Source organism: Novosphingobium sp. JCM 18896 (assembly GCF_025938095.1).
Taxonomy (GTDB): Bacteria; Pseudomonadota; Alphaproteobacteria; order Sphingomonadales; family Sphingomonadaceae; genus Novosphingobium.
In genome coordinates, this window is record NZ_JAPCZF010000002.1 from 351,526 (window position 1) to 370,815 (window position 19,290).

Annotated in this window: 13 protein-coding genes; 5 read left to right on the forward strand and 8 right to left on the reverse strand. The window is 67.9% G+C overall.

The annotated features are described in order from the left end of the window. Positions 1–53: 53 nt before the first annotated feature. The 7 genes from OLX23_RS07605 to OLX23_RS07635 form a co-directional block, all read right to left on the reverse strand. Positions 54–2,861: a TonB-dependent receptor gene (locus OLX23_RS07605; RefSeq protein ID WP_264444178.1), complete on the reverse strand. Its 2,808-nt coding sequence runs from the start codon at positions 2,859–2,861 to the stop codon at positions 54–56. Positions 2,862–3,058: 197 nt separating this feature from the next. Beyond that, positions 3,059–4,477, reverse strand: coding sequence for a glycoside hydrolase family 43 protein (locus OLX23_RS07610; RefSeq protein WP_264444179.1), 1,419 nt, complete (start codon positions 4,475–4,477; stop codon positions 3,059–3,061). Between the two features lie 25 nt (positions 4,478–4,502). Further along, the gene (locus OLX23_RS07615) at positions 4,503–5,513 is read right to left on the reverse strand and encodes an arabinan endo-1,5-alpha-L-arabinosidase (protein ID WP_264444180.1); all 1,011 of its coding nucleotides are present in this window, start codon (positions 5,511–5,513) and stop codon (positions 4,503–4,505) included. Next, positions 5,510–7,075: an alpha-N-arabinofuranosidase gene (locus OLX23_RS07620; RefSeq protein WP_264444182.1), complete on the reverse strand. Its 1,566-nt coding sequence runs from the start codon at positions 7,073–7,075 to the stop codon at positions 5,510–5,512. The genes OLX23_RS07615 and OLX23_RS07620 overlap by 4 nt, the downstream gene beginning before the upstream one ends. Positions 7,076–7,112: 37 nt before the next feature. After that, entirely contained in the window at positions 7,113–8,039 is a 927-nt protein-coding gene (locus OLX23_RS07625; protein ID WP_264444183.1) for a Gfo/Idh/MocA family protein, read from the reverse strand. A 4-nt stretch (positions 8,040–8,043) separates the two neighbouring features. After that, positions 8,044–9,042 (reverse strand): AraD1 family protein, encoded by a 999-nt coding sequence (gene araD1 / locus OLX23_RS07630; protein ID WP_264444185.1) that lies wholly within the window; start codon positions 9,040–9,042, stop codon positions 8,044–8,046. A 53-nt stretch (positions 9,043–9,095) separates the two neighbouring features. Then, positions 9,096–10,625: an aldehyde dehydrogenase (NADP(+)) gene (locus OLX23_RS07635; protein ID WP_264444186.1), complete on the reverse strand. Its 1,530-nt coding sequence runs from the start codon at positions 10,623–10,625 to the stop codon at positions 9,096–9,098. 188 nt (positions 10,626–10,813) lie between these two features. On the opposite strand from OLX23_RS07635, the gene OLX23_RS07640 reads away from it, so the two are divergent. Next, positions 10,814–11,494, forward strand: coding sequence for a FadR/GntR family transcriptional regulator (locus OLX23_RS07640; RefSeq protein WP_413629814.1), 681 nt, complete (start codon positions 10,814–10,816; stop codon positions 11,492–11,494). A 126-nt stretch (positions 11,495–11,620) separates the two neighbouring features. Here the strand turns inward: OLX23_RS07640 and OLX23_RS07645 are convergent, their stop codons facing one another. Continuing rightward, entirely contained in the window at positions 11,621–12,970 is a 1,350-nt protein-coding gene (locus OLX23_RS07645; RefSeq protein ID WP_264444188.1) for a sugar MFS transporter, read from the reverse strand. Between the two features lie 134 nt (positions 12,971–13,104). Between OLX23_RS07645 and OLX23_RS07650 the strand changes: the two genes are divergently transcribed. From OLX23_RS07650 to OLX23_RS07665, 4 genes are all read left to right on the forward strand, one after another. After that, entirely contained in the window at positions 13,105–14,253 is a 1,149-nt protein-coding gene (locus OLX23_RS07650) for an aldose epimerase family protein (protein ID WP_264444189.1), read from the forward strand. A gap of 10 nt (positions 14,254–14,263) precedes the next feature. Continuing rightward, positions 14,264–16,060 (forward strand): IlvD/Edd family dehydratase, encoded by a 1,797-nt coding sequence (locus OLX23_RS07655; protein ID WP_264444190.1) that lies wholly within the window; start codon positions 14,264–14,266, stop codon positions 16,058–16,060. A gap of 23 nt (positions 16,061–16,083) precedes the next feature. Beyond that, complete coding sequence (locus tag OLX23_RS07660) at positions 16,084–16,953, forward strand: SMP-30/gluconolactonase/LRE family protein (RefSeq protein ID WP_264444191.1); 870 nt, start codon at positions 16,084–16,086, stop codon at positions 16,951–16,953. 69 nt (positions 16,954–17,022) lie between these two features. After that, positions 17,023–19,290, forward strand: a complete 2,268-nt coding sequence (locus OLX23_RS07665) for an NADP-dependent malic enzyme (protein ID WP_264444193.1) — start codon at positions 17,023–17,025, stop codon at positions 19,288–19,290.

The following is a 19,290-nucleotide window of genomic DNA, read 5'->3' on the forward strand; positions in this document are numbered from 1 at the left end:
ACGATACGGACAGCATCCGCATCGCCTCCGGGGGGCTCTATGGGCCGGGCGCGCTACTTGAACGTGTAGCGGACACCCAGCGCGAAGGTGCGCGAAAGCAGCGTGGTACCGAGGTTGAACTGGTCGGGACCGCCGACGTCTTCGAACTTATAGTAGGTCTGCTGCTTCGACTTGGTCAGGTTCACCGCGTCGAAGGTGATGCCCAGGCGATCGTTGACGTTGAAGGTCAGCTGGAGGTCGAGGCTCTGCTCGGGGTTGCGCCAGACGCCGATCGGGTTGGCGAACAGGCGGGCTTCGTTGACCGCCAGGAACTCCTTGCGCCAGATGTACGAGAGGCGCGCGCCGATCGGACCGTTATCGTAGGCCAGGGTGGCGTTGTACGACAGGTCGGACACGCCGAAGAACGACGAGGTCGCCTGGCCGGTGATGTTACCTGCCGCATCGGACAGCGGAATGTTCTGCTTGGAATCGAGCACCGTCACGCTGCCCACGAAGCCCAGGCCGTCCAGGAACTTGGGCAGGTAGTGCGGGAAGTAGGTGAGGCCGAGCTCGATACCCTTGAGCACGCCGTCTGAAGCATTGACCGGACGGGTGATCGCGAAGCGGTTGGTTGCACCGGCGACGATGCCGTTGTTCGGGATCGTCTCCATCACCGTCAGCGGCACGACCAGGCCGTTGATCTCGCGGCGGAAGGCCGTCGCGGTGATCGCGCTGTCGCGGTCGAAATACCATTCGAGTGCGACGTCGTAGTTCTTCGAGGTCGTCGGCTTCAGGCTCGCCGTGCCCGCCGTGCCGCTGCCGTAGCCCACGTTGGTGAGGTCACCCGTCAAGGTGTAGTTCGGGTTCACGTCGGTGAAGTTCGGACGGCGCAAGGTCTCGCCGTAGTTGAAGCGCAGGCGCAGCTTGTCGGTGATCTCGTAGCGCGCGGTGAAGGCCGGCAGCCACTTGCTCGAACCGTTCGACACGCGGGTGTGGGCACCGTTGTTGTAGCGGTCGAAGAAGTCGTAATTGGTGTCGACCGTGACGTAGCGCACGCCCGCCTGGAGCATCAGCGGACGCCCGAGGATCGAAACCTCGGCATCGGCCTGGACATAGGCGGCGATCGTGTTCTCGTTGATCGCGAAGACCTGCTGCAGCGCGAGCTGGTCCGAGGTCTTCACACCGTAGAGGCCGCGGACGGCATCGGCGTTGTCGTAGAGCCACGAGCCGTTGGGCAGGACCCAGGAGGTCGGCACGTCGGCGCGGCCCTGGTAGAAGTCCTTGTTGGTGAAGACCGATTCCGCGCCGAACCGCGAGACGAAGCTGGCGAGGTTGAGCCCGCCGACGGGTGCGCCGGCGTCCTGGGTGCGCACGAAGGACGAACCCTTGCGGTCGTCGATGCGCACGCCCGCCTTGATCTTGCGGAGGAAGCCCTCGTCCCAGGTGTAGTAACCGTCGAGCGTGCCGGTGATGGCGCTGCCCTTGTCGCGGTTGGCGTTGTCGTAGAGCTGGGCGAGGTTCCACACCGCCGGATTGGTCAGCAGGCTGTCGTCGCTGAAGTGGTACGACGGAATGCCGCCGCCGGCGTTGAACACCGTGCTGATCGAGCTCGCGACGCGATCGGTGCGCATGGCCAGGAACGAGCTGTCGACCTTGCTGGTCTGATAGGCGAGGTCGGCGACGATCTTGCCGCGATCGCCCAGGTCCCACTTGCCGTTCAGCGCATAGACGAAGCTGTCGGTCTTCGACTTGGTGAAATCGCCGCTGTTGAAGCCGTAGACGTCGGCGACGTTGGTGCGCGACTTAATGATGTTGGTGCCGTCATAGAGCCCGACCGTGCCCGGGTTGCCCCACCAGTCGACGAAGCTGAACTGCAGGCTGTTGAAGGTCTCGCCGCGGAAGCCGGCGTAGTAGACTTCGGCGGTGTAGACCGAGCTGGTGTTCGGCGCCCACTGCAGCGCGACGTTGAACGAGGGACGCTCGCGCTTGCCGTAGAGGTCCGAGCTGAACACGGCATCGCGCGACAGGTAGTACGGCACGTTCACGCCGTTGATCCGCAGGGTCGAGCCCGGCGCGGTCGAGAGGCCGCGGTCGAGGCCGGGCGTCCAGTTGACGTTGTCGGCGCCGGGGAAGATGCGCTCGAGCGGGGCCAGGCCCGAACCAGCCGGCGGGGTCTGGGTTGCGAAGGGCACGAGCGCGCCCGCGGTCACGGTCTGGTCGCGGAACTTGGTGCGGCTGTAGGAGCCGTTCACCAGCAGGCCGATCTCGCCCACGCCCGTGTCCCAGCGGTTGCTGATCAGCAGCGCGGCGTTGGGGTTATAGGTGTCGGCCTGCTCGTTGTAGATGCCGCGGACGAGGCCCGAGATGGCGAAGCCGTCGAAGTCGAACGGGCGGCGCGTCTCGACGTTGATCTGGCCGGCGAGGCCGGTCTCGATCTGGTCGGCGGCGCGGGTCTTGAACACGTCGACGCGGTTGACGAGGTTGGCCGAGATGTCCTGCAGCGCGAAGGACTGGCCGGTCGTGGTGAAGATGTTGCGGCCGTTGAGCGTGGTCAGCGCGTCGGGCAGGCCGCGGATCGACAGCGCCGCGGCTTCGCCGCCCGTGCGGTTGGTGACCTGCACGCCGGTGACGCGCTGGAGCGCCTCGACGACGTTGTTGTCGGGCAGCTTGCCGACGTCTTCGGAAACGATCGAATCGACGATCTGCACCGATTCCTTGCGGACGTTGATCGCGCCGACGATCGAGGCGCGGACGCCGGTGACGACGATCGCTTCGCCGTCACCCTCGGCGCTGTCGGGAGCGACATCCTGTGCCTGGGCGGCGCCGGCGATGGTCAGCGCAAGAACGGATGCGGCACAGTATGCGAATGGCTTGAACGCCATGATTGAATTCCCTCCCATATAGGCCGGCCCTGTGGCTCGGTGCCCTGGATTACTCGGACTAATTATTTGTCCGAGTAATCCGATGCAAGGGAAAATGCATGGCGGGCGTCAGATTTCATTCATATACATGAAATATAGTAATTTAATGGGGAGTATCAGGCCGATTTTCGGCCGATCTTGTCCTACCTGAATGCGACTCAGTCGGCTTTCCAGACCGAGGCCGGATCGCCGCGCGAGGTCAGGTGCAGAGCACCCTCCGCCGACGACAGCACCTTTCCGCGCTGCAGGCTGGACTCGAACTGAACCGTGCCGCGCGCGGAACCCGGCAGACGCCGGAAGCGATCGGCGCCGGGCGCGAAGCCGCTCTCGCCCTGACGCGCCAGTCGCACCGAACCGTCGCTGGCGACGGCGAGGCTATGGTCGGGCAGAAGGATCGGCGAAAGGCGGACGAGGCCGCCCGGCTCCACCACCGCGCGGAACTGCGTCGCCGGCAACGCCGCCGCGCCGACGAAAGCGTGCGGACCGTCGTGCGCAAGCTGGAGCCCGGGCTTCCTCGCCGACGCGAAGCGCTCGGGCAGCACGCCGTTGCCCACGGGCACGCCGAAATCGGGGCTGCCATCGGGCTTGTAGTAGAGCCGCTGCATGCGCGTGTGGCGGTTGGGATCGAAAAGCGGATCGCCGGTAATCGCCTCGTAATCGCGGCCGTGGTAGACCAGCACGTCGCGGCCCTGCTCGTCCACGGTGAAGCTGTTGTGCCCGGGGCCAAAGACCGAAGTCTCGCGGCAGGTGACGAAGACCGGCTCCTGCGACTTGCTCCAGGCGCGCGCGTCCATCAGGTCGGCATCGGCGTCGATCGTCAGCAGGCCCAGGCAATAGCGCGCATCGGTGGCGCTGGCCGAATAGGTCATGAACAGCCGGCCATTGCGCTCGATCACGGCGGGTGCCTCGGCGACCTTGTAGCCGCGGATCTCCCAGTCGAGCGTCGGCACGGTCAGCCGCGTCGCCTTGGCCGCCAGGGTCAACGGCGTCGCCAGCGGCGCGATGTAGAGGTTCGAATTGGTCTCGATCCCCGGTTCGCGCTGCGCCCAGGCGAAATAGCGCTTGCCGCGGTGCACGAAGCTCGTGGAATCGAGATTGAAGCTGTCCCACGGCGCCTTGAACTCGCCGAGAACGGACCATTTACCCCGCATCGGATCGGGTCCGTCGCAGACCACCGCATAGGTGCGGATGCGGAACACGTCCTCGCCGCCGCCGCTCGGCCCGGCGGCGAAATACATGATCCAGCGGCCGTCGATCCAATGCAGTTCGGGCGCCCAGAGGAAACCCGACATCGGCCCGCTGGCCTCGTGGCGCCAAAGCACCGCTTCCTCCGCCGTGGCCAGGCCGGCCAGGGTCCGCGAGCGGCGCAGCACCAACCGGTCGTACTCGGGCACCGAGCCCGTCATGTAGTAGAAGCCGTCGTCGTGACGGAACACCTGCGCGTCGGCGCGCTGGCGGACCAAGGGATTGACCGGTGCTGCCACAGGTCGCCGCGTGGTGGCATCGAGGCGGGCATTCGCCAGCGGCAATAGCGCGGCGCCGGCGACGAAAGTGCGGCGCGAAAGGGGGAACTGCATCGGGGCCTCTCCAGAGCTTGTGGTGTCAGTTTTGCGCGACGGGCCAGCCGTCTGCGCCCCAGCGGATCGGCGCGATCCGCATCGTCGGGACGCCGTTATTCTCGCGATCATAGGCGTGGTAGACGACGTAGGTGGTGCCGTCCCTGTCGGTGAAAGCGCCGGCGTGGCCGGGACCGCGGAAGCGCTGCTGCTCCTGCAGATCGGCGCGCAGGAAGATCGAGCCCCCGCCCTGCATCATCGCGCTGCCGTCCTTGCCGAGATAGGGCCCGGTGACCGAGCGCGACCGCGCGACGACCGTGTAATAGGTGCTGTTCACGCCCTTGCAGCAGTAGTCGTAGGACGCGAGCAGGTAATACCAGCCGCCGTGCGGAATGATGAAAGGTGCTTCGACCGGCGCCGGCCCGCCCGCGGGGGCGGGGCGGCGCGCGATCGAAAGCGGTTTGGTGCCGGGCGCGGGCTTGCCCGTCGCCGGATCGAGCGCGAAGAGCTTGAGCCCGGTCCAGAACGAGCCCAACGCGAGCCATTGCTTACCCTCGGCATCGACCACCAGGTTGGGATCGATCGCGTTGAAATCGCTTTCCGGGACCGACTGCACGACCAGACCGCGATCGGTCCAGCCGTAGTTCGCCGCCTTGGGGTTCAGGGTCGGGCTGGTGGCGAGGCCGATCGCCGAGCGGTTCGAGCCGAAGGTCGAGACCGAATAGTAGAGCCGGTATTCGCCGTTCACGAAGGATATGTCGGGCGCCCACAGATCCCCGGCGCCGGGCACCGCCCGGGTCGCCCAGGCGGGCAGTTCCTTGAGCAGGGTGTCACCCGCGGTCCAGTGCTTGAGATCCTTGGAACTGCGCGAGACGATGTATTTTCCGCCCGTGCTGAACACGTAATAGGTGTCGCCCTCGCGGATGATCACCGGGTCGTGAACATGGGTGATGTCGCCCGAGAGCTGCGCGTTGAGCGAGGCCGGTGCCGGCTCCGCGCCGGCGGCACTGGCGGCGACGAGCGCCGCCAGGCCGATGATATTGCGTAAGGCCCTCACCGCAGCTGCAGCACGACGACCGACTTCGCCGGCAGCGTCACCACCAGCTTGCCGCCCTGCACCTGCGCGCCGTTGAAGGCGGCCGGCTTGACCACTTCGGGGGCGGCGAAGGTGTTGTGCGCGTTGATCGCATTCGCGGTGAGGATGCGGCCCGAAGCCTCGCTCACGGCAATGCCGTCGAGGCCGATCGTCACCGTGTTGGTCTGGTTCGGATCGAGGTTCGACAGGCCCAGATAGACCTTGCCGTCCTTGGCGCGCACGGCCGAGCCGCTGACCGCCGGTACCGCGAAGTCGCCCTTCTTGTACTGCGGGGTCTTGAGCTCGATCGGCAGCACGGTCGCATCCTGCCACGGCTTGTACATCTCGAAGACGTGGTAGGTCGGCGTCAGCACCATCTTGGGGCCGTCGGTCAGGATCATTGCCTGGAGCACGTTGACCATCTGCGCGATCGCCGACATCCGCACGCGGTCGGCATGCTTGGCGAAGATGTCGAGGTGGACCGAGGCGATCAGCGCGTCGCGCAAGGTGTTCTGCTGGCGCAGGAAGCCCGGGTGGGTGCCCGGATCCTGGGCATACCAGGCGCCCCATTCGTCGACCGCCAGGAAGACGCGCTTCTGCGGATCGTACTTGTCCATGATCGCGCTGTGCTTGGTGATCAGCTCGTCCATGCGCATCGCGCCGGCGAGCGCATCGGCCCAGCCGGTCTCGTCGAAATCGACCGCCGGCGCGCGCGGCGGCCAGCCGCCGGCGGGGTGGACGTAGTAGTGCAGCGACACCGCATCGAGCTGGCCCGCCGCGATCTTCATCATCGCCTCGGTCCAGTCGTAGTCGGCGACATTGGCGCCGGCGGCGATCTTCGTGATCTTGGTGCCCGCGGGCGCCTTGACGAACGTCGCGTAGCGGCGCGTGACGTCGGCCGCATATTCGGCGCGCATGTTGCCACCGCAGCCCCACAGTTCGTTGCCGACGCCGAAATAGGGGACCTTCCACGGCTCCTTGTGGCCGTTGCGCGCGCGCTCTTCGGCGAGGCTGCCCGCGGGGGCGGTCATGTATTCGACCCATTCGGCCATTTCCTGCGGGGTGCCGTTGCCGACGTTGCCCGCGATATAGGCCTCGGCGCCGACCTGACGCAGCAGTTCGAAGAACTCGTGCGTGCCGACGGTGTTGGGCTCGGTCACGCCGCCCCAATGGGTGTTGACCTTGACCGGGCGCTTGGCCTTGGGGCCGATGCCCTCACGCCAGTGGTATTCGTCGGCGAAGCAGCCGCCCGGCCAGCGGATCACCGGCACCGACAGGTTGCGCAGCGCCGCGACGACGTCGTTGCGGAAGCCGTTGGTGTTGGGGATCGTCTTGTCGTTGCCGACCCAGAGCCCGCCGTAGATGCCGTTGCCGAGATGCTCGGCGAACTGGGTGAAGATCAGCTTGTCGTAGACCGGGCCGGGCTTGTCGGCGCGGATCGTCGCGGTGCTGAGCTGGCCGGCCGTGTCGGCCTGGGCGGCGCCAACGATGGCGACGGTGGAAAGCAGCAGCGCAGCGGCGGCGCGGCGCAGGGTCTTGAACATCGGGGCCTCTCCTGAAGGTCGATCTTGGGTCGGATTGTCAGTCGTGAAACGCGGCGACGGTCTCGCGCCGGCCGCGCAGGAAGGCGTCGGCCACCAGGCGCAGCGGATCGATGTCGACGTCGCTGCGGCCACCACGGATCAGGTTTGCGAAGCGCGCGTAGAGCCCCGCATATTCGAGATCGTCGGCGTGCTCGGTGCCCGTCGGCAGGGTCAGCACGGCGCCGCCGCTCGACAGCTTGAGCGTGCCCGCATCGGTCTCGACCTCGATGTCCCAGCTCTGCGGGCCGGTCTGGCGCCAGTCGAGATCCATGTGGATGTCGGCGCCGGCCGTGTCGCAGAACTGGAGATCGGCGGCGATCGGCGCGGCGCGGTTCTCTGGGATGCTCAGGGTCGCGGTCTTGAGGAAGACCGGCCGCGGCAGGATATGGGTGAGGATCGACAGCGCGTTGATGCCCGGATCGAACACGCCGAGCCCGCCCGGTTCCCAGATCCAGGCCTGGCCCGGATGCCAGACCCGCACGTCCTCGCGCCAGACCACCGAGACGCGCTCGACCTTGCGATCGGACAGCCAGGCGCGCGCCGGCGCGACACCCGCGGCGAAGCGCGAGTGCCAGGCCGCGAACAGGGTAGCGTCGACCTTGGCCGCGCGATCGCGCAGCGCCGCGACTTCGGACAGCGTCGCGCCCGGCGGCTTCTCGAGGAAGACGTGGACGCCGCGCTTGAGTGCCATGGCCGCGAGGCCGTAACGCACCTGCGGTGGTGTGCAAAGCGCGACCGCGTCGACCGCCGGACCGTCGTTCAGCAGGTCCTCGAGCCGCGCCAGGTGCGGCACGCCGACCGGGCCCGGATCGTCGGGGCTGACCGTTGCCGCCAGGCTGAAGGCCGGGTTGCCCTGGATCGCCGGCAGGTGCTGGTCGCGCGCGATCTTGCCGAGGCCGACGACCGCGATGCGAATCGGGTCCATCGGCTCAGAGCGCCTTGACCGCGACCGCGGCGTCTTCGGCGCGGGTCAGCGGATTGGCCAGCGGCAGCGCGAAAGGCGCGGCCGAGATCTCGAACACGTCACCTTCCTGCGTCTGCACGCCGTCGGCGAAGGACAGGGTCGCAGTGCCGAAGAAGTGGACGTGAATGTCGCCCGGGCGGCGGAACTGCGCATACTTGAAGTGGTGATGCTCGAGATTGGCGATCGTGTGCGACATGTTGCCCTCGCCCGAAAGGAAAGGCTTTTCCCAGATCACCGCGCCGCCGCGCAACAGGCGGCTGGTGCCCTCGACGTGCTCGGGCGGCGTGCCCAGCAGCAGCTCGGCGCCGAGCGCGGCCTGGCGCAGCTTCGAGTGCGCGAGCCACAGGTAGTTGTGCCGCTCGGTGACGTGGTCGCTGAACTCGTTGGCCAGCGCCAGGCCGAGACGATAGGGCGTGCCATCCTCGTCGATGATGTAGATGCCGGCGAGCTCGGGCTCCTCGCCGCCGTCCTGCGCGAAGGCCGGCATGGCCAGCGGATCGGTCGCCGAGACGAGCTGCGAGCCATCGCCCTTGTAGAACCATTCGGGCTGCTGGCCGACCGTGCCGGGCGCCGGCTTGCCGCCTTCGAGCCCTTCGAGGAACATGCGCATCGAGTCCGTCTGCTTTTCGGTCTCGGCCGCGGCGCGGTGCATCTTGTCGCGCCCCTCGGCCGAGCCGAGGTGGGTCAGCCCCGTTCCCGCGAGCACGAGATGCGCGGGATCCTCATGATCGATCGGCGGCAGCAGGTTGCCCGCGGCGAACTCCGCAGCGATGTCGACCGCCGCGCCGCGCGGGCAGGCCTTGGCCGCGTCGAGCAGCGAGGTTCCCGCGGTCAGCGCCTTGAGCGCGAGCGCGCGCGTGCTGGTCACGCCGCCGAGGATGAAATGGGCGCTGTCGCCCTCAGCCAGGATGACCGAGCGGGTACCGTCGGACGCGCGATGTTGGAGCAGGCGAATGGCAGTCATCAAATCTCTCCCTGCCGCGGCGCCGCTGCGGACGCCGCGGGTGCATATGTGGATCAGCCGAGCGTGAGCGCGCCGTCGATCAGGCGCGGCGCGCCATCGGTCTTGGCGTCATCGCGCAGTTCGGCGGGCAGGATCGCCTGCGCGAGGTTCTGGTAGGACACCGGCCGCAGGAAGCGGTCGATCGCGAGGCTGCCGACCGAGGTCGTCCGCGCGTCGGAGGTCGCGGGGAACGGGCCGCCGTGGACCATGGCGTGGCAGACCTCGACACCGGTCGGCCAGCCGTTGGCGAGAATGCGGCCGGCCTTGCGTTCGAGCAACGGCAGCAGGCGGCCGGCGAGCGGCTCGTCGGCACCGTCCATCTGCAGGGTCGCGGTGAGCTGGCCCTCGAGACCGGCGACCACAGCGGCGAGCTCGGCCTCGTCCTGGCAGCGCACGACGATCGACGAGGCGCCGAACACCTCGTGCTGGAGCGCCTTGTCGGCGAGGAACTGGGCTCCCGTGGTCTGGAACAGCACCGCACCGCCGCAGGTCGTGTTGCCGGCATCGCCCTGGGCCAGGGTCTCCACCGCGGCATGACCCGCCAGCGCCCCGGTACCGCTGCCGAAGGCGGCGCGGATGCCGGTGGTGAGCATGGTCTGCGGCGCCGCCTCGGCCACGGCGCCGCTCGCCGCGGCGACGAAGGCGTCGAGCCCTTCGCCCGCGATGGCGATCACGAGACCGGGGTTCGTGCAGAACTGGCCCGCGCCCATGGTCAGCGAGCCGACGAAGGCCTTGCCCAGCGCTTCGCCGCGCGCCTTCAGCGCTTCGGGCAGCAGCAGGACGGGATTGATGCTCGACATCTCGGCATAGACCGGGATCGGCACCTCGCGCGCCTGGGCCAGCTTGACCAGCGCGAGGCCGCCGCCGCGCGAGCCGGTGAAGCCGACCGCGGTGATGCGCGGATCCTGGACCAGCGCGGCGCCGAGTTCGTTCGACGGGCCGGCGACGTGGCCGAACACGCCGGCCGGAAGCCCGCTGGCCTCGACCGCGCGGGCGATCGCACCGGCAACGAGCGCGCCGGTCTGCGGATGGGCGGGGTGGCCCTTGACCACGACCGGGCAACCGGCGGCGAGCGCCGAGGCGGTGTCACCGCCCGCGGTCGAGAAGGCGAGCGGGAAGTTCGAGGCGCCGAACACCGCGACCGGGCCGAGCGGAATCATACGCAGGCGCAGATCGGGGCGCGGCAGCGGCTGGCGCTCGGGCAGCGCCGGATCGATGCGAAGCTGCTGCCACAGGCCCTTGCGCACGACGTCGGCGAACATCTGCAGCTGGCCGATCGTGCGGCCGCGCTCGTTCTCGATGCGCCCGCGCGGCAGGCCGCTCTCGGCGACGGCGGCTTCGACCAGCGAATCGCCGAGCGCGAGGATCTCGGCGGCGATTCGCTCGAGGAAGCGCGCACGATCCTCGCGGCTGGTGGCGCGGTAGACGTCGAAGGCCGCCTCGGCGGCGGCGCAGGCCGCGGCGACTTCGGCCGGTCCGTCGACCTGGAAGGGCTCGCCGAAAGGCTCGCCGGTCGCTGCGGCCACGGAACGGAATTCGGTCATATCGGTGCTCCTTATTTACTCCGACATATTATTCCTGCGCAGGAAACGCAATCTTTGTCGTTCCCTGTCGGCAAGATGGCTGTTAGGCTTTGATCGAAGGGGAATATCGTATCGTGACCGAGCCTAAATCCGCCAATGACGAAGACGGAGCAGAGCGCCTGAAGGAGACGCGCGGTCCTGGGCGGAGGCTGCACGGAGCGATTGCGCACAAATTGGGTACGGCGATATTGTCCGGCCAATATGCCCCGGGCGACGTGCTCTCGGGCGAAGTCGCCTTCGCCGAGGAGCTCAAGGTATCGCGCAGCGCCTATCGCGAAGCGATCCAGGTGCTCACCGCCAAGGGCCTCGTTGCGAGCCGCCCCAAAGCGGGCACGCGCGTGCTGCCGCGCGACCGCTGGAACCTGCTCGATCCCGAAGTGCTCGCCTGGGCCTTCGCCGGCGAACCCGACGTCGAATTCGTCCGCGACCTGTTCGAACTGCGCGCGATCATCGAGCCCGCCGCCGCGCGGCTCGCCGCCCAGCGTCGCGACAAGGCCGACCTCAAGGTGATGAAGGATGCACTGGCCGGCATGCGCCGCCACACCTTGACCACCGACGCGGGCCGCGCCGCCGACCGCGACTTCCACAACGCCATTCTCCAGGCGACGCGCAACCACGCACTCGTCGTGCTCAGCGCCTCGATCGGCGCGGCGGTGCACTGGACCACACAGTTCAAGCAGCGCTCGCGCGAGTTGCCACGCAACCCGATCCCCGACCACGTGCGCGTCTATGACGCCATCGCCGCCGGCGAGGCGGAAGCCGCGGCGGAGGCGATGGGCGTCCTCGTCGATCTCGCGCTGGAGGACACCCGCAGTTCGATGGAGAACTGAAGGGCGAGATCCCAGGACCTAGACAAACCCCGCTCACCCTGAGCTTGTCGAAGGGTGCCGGCGCGAACGTTGCGACCGGTGCTTCGACAAGCTCAGCACGAGCGGGATTTGGTATAGCCGGCAGGCTCAAGCCGTTGGCGCTTCGACCTCGGTATCGGCCAGCGCCGCGGTCGGGCGCGAACCCCACAGCGCATAGAACAGGATGTAGAGCTCGCAGGCCGCGGTCAGCAGGAACGAGGTCTGCAGCCCGACGTGGTCAGCGATGTAGCCCTGGACCACGACGAGCGCGCCGCCGGCGATCGCCATGACGAGCAGGCCCGAGGCCTCCTCGGTCAACGGCCCCAGGCCCTTGATCCCGAGCGTGAAGATCGTCGGGAACATGATCGAGTGGAACAGGCCGACGAGGATCAGCGACCACATAGCGGCGGGGCCATGTGCGAAGACCGTGACCAGCATCACCACGAAGGCACCGACCGAGAACAGCGCGAGCACCTTGGCCGCGTCGAAGCGTTGCATGATCGCCGAACCGGCGAAGCGGCCGACCATCATGCCGCCCCACAGGAACGACAGATACTTGCCCGCCTGCTCGTGGGTCAGGTTGGCGATCTCGGGCTGGCTGACGAAGTTGATGAACAGGTTGGCCACGCCGATCTCGGCGATCAGGTAGATGAAGATCGCCGGAACGCCGAGCACGAGATTGCGGTGCTGCCACAGCGGATGGTGCCAGAAGCGCTGCCAGGCGCCCTGGCCCGCACCTTCGAGCAGGGCCTCGCGCCGTGACGCGGTCGAGACCATCGCCGGTAGCGGGAACTTGGCGATCACCACCGCGAGGACCAGCAGCACCGCAGCAACCAGGCCATAGGGCAGGATCACCGACTGCGCGTCGGCCAGGCGCTCGGCATGGGTCAGGACGACGCCGGCCTCGGCCGTGCCACCCTTGGAGCGACCGAGGATCAGGTAGGCGCCGAACATCGGCGCGAGCATGGTCCCCGCGGAGTTGAGCGCCTGCACTAGGTTGAGCCGCGACGAGGCCGTCTCGGGCTTGCCGACCACGGCGACGTAGGGATTGGCCGCGACCTGGAGCAGGGTGATGCCGCAGGCGATCACGAAGAGCATCGTCAGGGTCACGCCGTAGGACGGGATCGAGGCCGCGAGCATCATGCCGAGCGAACCGCCCGCCATGATCAGCAGGCCGATCACCAGCGACTTCTGGTAGCCGAGGCGCTCGATCAGCTTGGCAGAGGGAATCGACGCCACGAAATAGGCGATAAACCAGACGGATTCGATCAGGGTTGTCTGCGTATAATTGAGCTCGAACACGCTGCGCAGGTGCGGCAGCAGCGTGTTGTTGATGACCGTGATGAAGCCCCACATGAAGAACAGGCTGGCGAGCAGCGTCAGCGCGGGACCGTAGCGAACCGCGCCATCCTGCCGGTTCGTCAAAGGCTTGGCGCTCGAAGGGACCGCAGGGGGCATATCGTTCCTCTCAGATCACGAAGCCGAAACACCGAGCGGCAAAGCGGCTTGCACATTTTCTATTTGTCGGACTATATAGATTGCAACGCTGCGTCAATGGAGCAGCGAATGCCATAGATATGGGAGCTTCGGGAATGCGGAAACTGGGCAAGAGACTGGCGACTTCGGCGGTTCTCGCCTTGGCTTCCACGTTCGCGGGCACGGCTATGGCCGCCGATGCGACCCAGGCTCCGGCCGGCACGCTCGCCGATGGCACGCCGATCACCGCGATCACGCTCAAGGCCGGCAACGGCGTCTCGGCGGTGGTGCTCAGCTACGGCGCGACCCTGCAGAAGCTGTTCGCGCCCGATCGCGCGGGCAAGGTCGCGGACGTCGTGCTCGGCTACGATGATCTCGCGTCCTATGTCGATCACCCCAACTATTTCGGCGTCACCGTCGGACGCTATGCCAACCGCATCGCCGACGGCAAGTTCGCGCTCGACGGCAAGACCTACCAGCTGCCCCAGAACGACGGCGGCAACAGCCTCCACGGCGGCGGCAAGGGCTTCGACAAGGCGGCCTGGCAGGTCGTCTCGGTCAAGTCCGGCCCCACGGCCAGCGTCGTCCTGCGCCACGTCAGCCCCGACGGCGATTCGGGCTATCCGGGCAAGCTGACCGCGACGGTCACCTACACGCTCGACGAGGCCGGCAACCTCGGCATCCTGTTCGAGGCGAGCACCGACAAGCCGACCGTGGTCAATATGACCAACCACGCGATCTTCGACATGGGCGGCGAAGGTTCGCCCGAAGGCGCGACCGGCCATCGCCTGACGATCCCGGCCGCCCGCTATACCCCGGTCAACGCCAAGCTGATCCCGACGGGCGAGCTCAAGCCGGTCGCCGGTTCGGTCTTCGATTTCCGCGCGGCGCGGCGCGTCGCCGACGGCCTGCGCGACGGCACCGATCCGCAGATCGTCTTCGGCCGCGGCTACGATCACAACTTCGCGCTCGACAAAGGCCTGACCGCCAAGCCCGAACTGGCCGCACGGCTCGAGGATCCGGCTTCGGGCCGCGTGCTCGAAGTGCTGACCACCGAGCCCGGCGTGCAGTTCTACGCGGGCAACTTCCTCGACGGGACGCTGATCGGCAAGCACGGCCACGTCTACCGCATGGGCGACGGCATCGCGCTCGAGCCGCAGAAGTTCCCCGATGCGCCCAACCAGGCCGCCTTCACCTCTCCGCGCGTCGATCCCGGCAAGCCTTACCGGCACGCCATGATCTACCGCCTGTCCACTTCACGCTGATCGAGACCCCATGACCCAGCAAGCCAAACCCAAGCTGCGTTCGCGCGCCTGGTTCGACAACCCCGACAATATCGACATGACCTCGCTCTATCTCGAGCGGTACCTGAACTTCGGCCTCAGCCTGGAAGAGCTGCGCTCGGGCAAGCCGATCATCGGCATCGCCCAGACCGGCAGCGACCTATCGCCCTGCAACCGCCACCACATCGTCCTGGCCGAGCGCATCCGTGAAGGCATCCGCGAGGCCGGCGGCATCGCGCTCGAATTCCCGGTCCATCCGATCCAGGAAACCGGCAAGCGCCCGACCGCGGGCCTCGATCGCAACCTGGCCTATCTCGGCCTGGTCGAAGCGCTCTACGGCTATCCGCTCGACGGCGTGGTGCTGACCACGGGCTGCGACAAGACCACGCCGGCGCTGCTGATGGCCGCGGCGACGGTCAACCTGCCGGCGATCGCGCTGTCGGTCGGGCCGATGCTCAACGGCTGGCACAAGGGTGAGCGCACGGGTTCGGGCACGATCGTCTGGAAGGGCCGCGAGATGCTGGCCAAGGGCGAGCTCGACAACGATGGCTTCATCAAGCTCGTCGCCTCGTCGGCCCCCTCGACCGGCTATTGCAACACGATGGGCACGGCGACGACGATGAACTCGCTGGCCGAGGCGCTGGGCATGATGCTGCCCGGCTCGGCGGCGATCCCCGCGCCCTACCGCGACCGCCAGGAATGCGCCTATCACACGGGCAAGCGCATCGTCGCGATGGTGGACGAGGATCTCAAGCCTTCGGACATCCTGACGCTCGACGCGTTCCACAACGCCATCGTCGTCAATTCGGCGATCGGCGGCTCGACCAACGCGCCGATCCACCTCGCCGCGATCGCGCGCCACATCGGCGTCGACCTGCCGCTGACCGACTGGGAACGCGTCGGCCACAAGGTGCCGCTGCTGGTCAACCTGCAGCCCGCCGGCGAATATCTGGGCGAGGACTATTACCACGCCGGCGGCGTGCCCGCGGTGGTGGCCCAGCTCATGGGCCAGGGCCTGATCCGCGAAGGCGCGATGACGGTCAACGGCCGCACCATGGGCGACAACTGCCGCGACGCCACGATCGAGGACGAGAAGGTCATCCGCCCGTTCGACCAGCCGCTCAAAACCGACGCCGGCTTCCTCGTGCTGTCGGGCAACCTGTTCGACGCGGCGGTGATGAAGACCAGCGTCATCAGCGAAGAGTTCCGTCAGCGCTATCTGTCGAACCCCGCCGATCCCGAGGCCTTCGAAGGTCCGGCGATCGTGTTCGACGGCCCCGAGGACTATCACCACCGCATCGACGATCCCGCGCTCGGCATCACCTCGCAGACGCTGATGTTCATGCGCGGCGCCGGCCCGATCGGCTATCCGGGCGCGGCCGAGGTGGTGAACATGCGGCCGCCGGCTTATCTGATCACCGAGGGCGTCAGCGCGCTGCCCTGCATCGGCGACGGGCGCCAGTCGGGCACCAGCGGCAGCCCCTCGATCCTCAACGCCTCGCCCGAGGCGGCGGCGATGGGTGGTCTCGCGCTGCTGCGCACCGGCGATCGCGTGCGCATGGACCTCGGCAAGGGCCGGGTCGACGTGCTGATCCCCGACGCGGAACTCGCCGAGCGGCGCGCCGCGCTGGTCGCGCAGGGTGGTTACCCCTATCCCGCCTCGCAGACGCCGTGGCAGGAGATCCAGCGTGCCGTCGTCGGCCAGCTCGACACCGGCGCGATCCTCGAGGGTGCGGAGAAGTACCAGCGGATCGCGCAGACCCAGGGCCTGCCGCGCGACAACCATTGAGCGGCACTAAGCGGGACAGACCGATGGCGCAGTGGCAGATGATCGAGCGCGAGCAGCGCGACACGCTGGGCGAGGGCACGGCCTGGTCGGCGCGCGAGCAGGCGCTCTACTGGGTCGACATCCTCGACCCCGCGCTCAATCGCCTGTCGCTGGTCGATGGCAAGATCGAACGCTGGGCCATGCCCGAACCGCTCGGCTGGGTGGTCGAGCGCAGCCAGGGCGGCATGATCGGCGGCTTCCGGAGCGGCTTTGCCGAAATCGATCTCGATCCTTTCGCGATCCGCCCAATCGGCGATCCCGAGTCGCATTTGCCGGGTAACCGGATGAACGACGGCAAGGCCGATCGCCACGGCGCGATCTGGTGCGGCACGATGGAGATCGCCGAGGAGAACGCCCAGGGCTCGCTCTATCGGCTCGATCCCAATGGCGAATGGGCGCCGATGGACACCGGCTACCTCGTGCCCAACGGTCCGGCCTTCTCCGCCTGCGGTCGCTGGCTCTATCATTCGGACACCGGCCTGCGGACGATCTACCGCTTTGCGCTGACCGAGGACGGGCCCGGCAACTGGAATTTGGTGGATCGTGAGGTCTTCGCCCGCTTCGACGAGGCCGACGGCTATCCCGACGGCATGACGGTCGACGCCGAGGGTTGCCTCTGGGTCGCGCACTGGGACGGCGGCAAGGTCAGCCGCTTCGACCCGCAAGGCAAGGTCGAACGCTCGATCGCCCTGCCCGCCCGCCGCACGACCAACATCGCCTTCGCCGGGCCGAACCTCGACCGCATGTTCGTGACCTCGGCCACGGTGGGTCTCGAGCCCACGGTCTACGACGGCGCGCTGTTCGAGGTGGACGCGGGCGTCAAGGGACTGCCGACCCACACCTACGCCGGCTAGCGGATAGGCCCATCGGCCCAGGTCCAATCGGCATTGCAAATGGGCCGCGAAGGCCCGACAGGGCTTCCTATGGACGATACGCTTCGCCGCGCGGCACTCGATTATCATCGCTATCCCCAGCCGGGTAAGATGCGGATCGAGCCGACCAAACGCATGGTCAACCAGCGCGACCTCGCGCTAGCCTATTCGCCCGGCGTCGCCGCGCCCTGCGAGGAGATCGCCGCCGATCCCGACAAGGCCTTCGACTATACCGCGCGCGGCAACCTCGTCGCGGTGATCTCGAACGGCACGGCCGTGCTCGGGCTCGGCGCGATCGGCCCGCTGGCGTCGAAGCCGGTGATGGAGGGCAAGGCCGTGCTCTTCAAGAAGTTCGCCGACATCGACGTGTTCGACCTCGAAGTCGACACGACCGATCCGGAGAAGTTCGTCGAGGCCGTGGCCCTGCTCGAACCGACCTTCGGCGGCATCAACCTCGAAGACATCAAGGCGCCCGAGTGCTTCGCGATCGAAGCGGCGCTCAAGGCCCGGATGAACATCCCGGTCTTCCACGACGACCAGCACGGCACGGCGATCGTGGTTGCCGCGGCGGTGCGCAACGCGCTGGTGCTCCAGGGCAAGACCCTGGCCGAAGCGCGGCTCGTGACTTCGGGCGCCGGCGCCGCCGCGCTGGCCTGTGTCGATCTGCTCGTCTCGATGGGCCTGGCGATCGAGAACGTGACGCTGACCGACAAGGACGGCGTCGTCCATGCCGGACGCGAGGGCATGGAGCCCAACATGGCGCGCTATGCCCGCCAGACCGACGCGCGCAGCCTGCCCGAAGTGCTCCCCGGCGCCAACGTGTTCCTGGGCCTGTCGGCGCCCGGCGTGCTCAAGCCCGAATGGCTGCCGCTGCTGGCCGAGCGCCCGCTGATCTTCGCCCTGGCCAATCCCGAGCCCGAAATTCTGCCCGACGTCGCGCGCGCCGAGCGCCCCGATGCGATCGTCGCCACCGGCCGTTCGGACTATCCGAACCAGGTCAACAACGTCCTCTGCTTCCCCTACATCTTCCGCGGCGCGCTCGACGTCGGCGCGACGACGATCAACGAGGCGATGAAGGTCGCCGCGGCCGAAGCCATCGCCTCGCTCGCGCGCCTGCCCGCGCACGAAAGCGTCGCCCAGGCCTATGGCGGCCAGAAGCTGACCTTCGGCCCCGACTACATCATCCCGACGCCGTTCGATCCGCGCCTGATCGCCGAGATCGCGCCCGCCGTCGCCCAGGCGGCGATCGACAGCGGCATTGCCCGTCGCAGCCTCGACATCGATGCCTACCGCCAGTCGCTGAGCCGCCAGAACACGCGCTCGGCGCAGCTGATGATGCCCGTGTTCGAAGCGGCGCGGCACAGCCTGACGCGCGTGGCCTATGGCGAGGGCGAGGACGAACGTGTGCTGCGCGCGATCCAGGACGCACTCGACGATTCGATCGTACGCCCGGTGATCGTCGCGCGGCGGCGCATCCTCGAACAGCGGCTGCCCGCGCTCGGTCTGCGCTTCGAGCTCGATCGCGACGTCGAGGTGATCGACCCCGAGACCGACCACGACAAGCTGCGTCCGCTGGTCGAGGCCTATCAGGCGGTCGCCGGCCGCAAGGGCGTGCCCTCGGCCGAGATCATCCGCCACGTCTATCGCCGGCCGACCGTGACCGCGGCGATGCTGCTGCGCACCGGCTATGTCGACGCGGCTCTGGTCGGCGGCAATTCCGAATACTGGGGCCAGATCGAATATGTCCTGCGCATCATCGATCGCGCGCCGGGCAAGAGCCGCGTCTATGCGCTGTCGGGCCTGATCCTCGAAGCCGGCGCTCTGTTCATCACCGATACCCACATGGTGCCCGAACCGACACCGGCGCAGGTAGCCGAAATGGCGATCCTCGCCGCCGCGGAAGTGCGCCAGTTCGGCCTCGAGCCGCGCGTCGCGCTGCTCTCGCACTCGAACTTCGGCGCTTCGCACAGCCCCAGCGCGCGCAAGATGCGCACCGCGCTCGGTCTGCTTCGCGAGACCGCACCCGGCCTGCTGGTCGACGGCGAGATGCACGCCGATGCTGCGCTGTCGCAGCACGTACGCGAGCGGCTGGTGCCCGACAGCGCTTTCGCGGGCGCCGCCAACGTGCTCGTCATGCCCAACCTCGACGCCGCCAACATCACCCTGACCGCGCTCTCGGCCTCGTCGAGCTCGCCCACGGTCGGGCCGATGCTGATGGGCCTGTCGAAGCCGATCCACGTGCTGACGCCCGGGGTGACCGCGCGCGGCATCCTCAACCTGACGACGATCGCCGCCGCCGAAGTCGCGCAGCGGCGCTAG

What these genes read in the sequence shown, in the direction of transcription:
- OLX23_RS07605 (WP_264444178.1), bottom strand. Translation starts at nt 2,861, where the DNA reads ATGGCGTTCAAGCCATTCGCATACTGTGCCGCATCCGTTCTTGCGCTG.
- OLX23_RS07610 (WP_264444179.1), bottom strand. Translation starts at nt 4,477, where the DNA reads ATGCAGTTCCCCCTTTCGCGCCGCACTTTCGTCGCCGGCGCCGCGCTA.
- OLX23_RS07620 (WP_264444182.1), bottom strand. Translation starts at nt 7,075, where the DNA reads ATGTTCAAGACCCTGCGCCGCGCCGCCGCTGCGCTGCTGCTTTCCACC.
- OLX23_RS07625 (WP_264444183.1), bottom strand. Translation starts at nt 8,039, where the DNA reads ATGGACCCGATTCGCATCGCGGTCGTCGGCCTCGGCAAGATCGCGCGC.
- araD1 (WP_264444185.1), bottom strand. Translation starts at nt 9,042, where the DNA reads ATGACTGCCATTCGCCTGCTCCAACATCGCGCGTCCGACGGTACCCGC.
- OLX23_RS07635 (WP_264444186.1), bottom strand. Translation starts at nt 10,625, where the DNA reads ATGACCGAATTCCGTTCCGTGGCCGCAGCGACCGGCGAGCCTTTCGGC.
- OLX23_RS07645 (WP_264444188.1), bottom strand. Translation starts at nt 12,970, where the DNA reads ATGCCCCCTGCGGTCCCTTCGAGCGCCAAGCCTTTGACGAACCGGCAG.
- OLX23_RS07650 (WP_264444189.1), top strand. Translation starts at nt 13,105, where the DNA reads ATGCGGAAACTGGGCAAGAGACTGGCGACTTCGGCGGTTCTCGCCTTG.
- OLX23_RS07655 (WP_264444190.1), top strand. Translation starts at nt 14,264, where the DNA reads ATGACCCAGCAAGCCAAACCCAAGCTGCGTTCGCGCGCCTGGTTCGAC.
- OLX23_RS07660 (WP_264444191.1), top strand. Translation starts at nt 16,084, where the DNA reads ATGGCGCAGTGGCAGATGATCGAGCGCGAGCAGCGCGACACGCTGGGC.
- OLX23_RS07665 (WP_264444193.1), top strand. Translation starts at nt 17,023, where the DNA reads ATGGACGATACGCTTCGCCGCGCGGCACTCGATTATCATCGCTATCCC.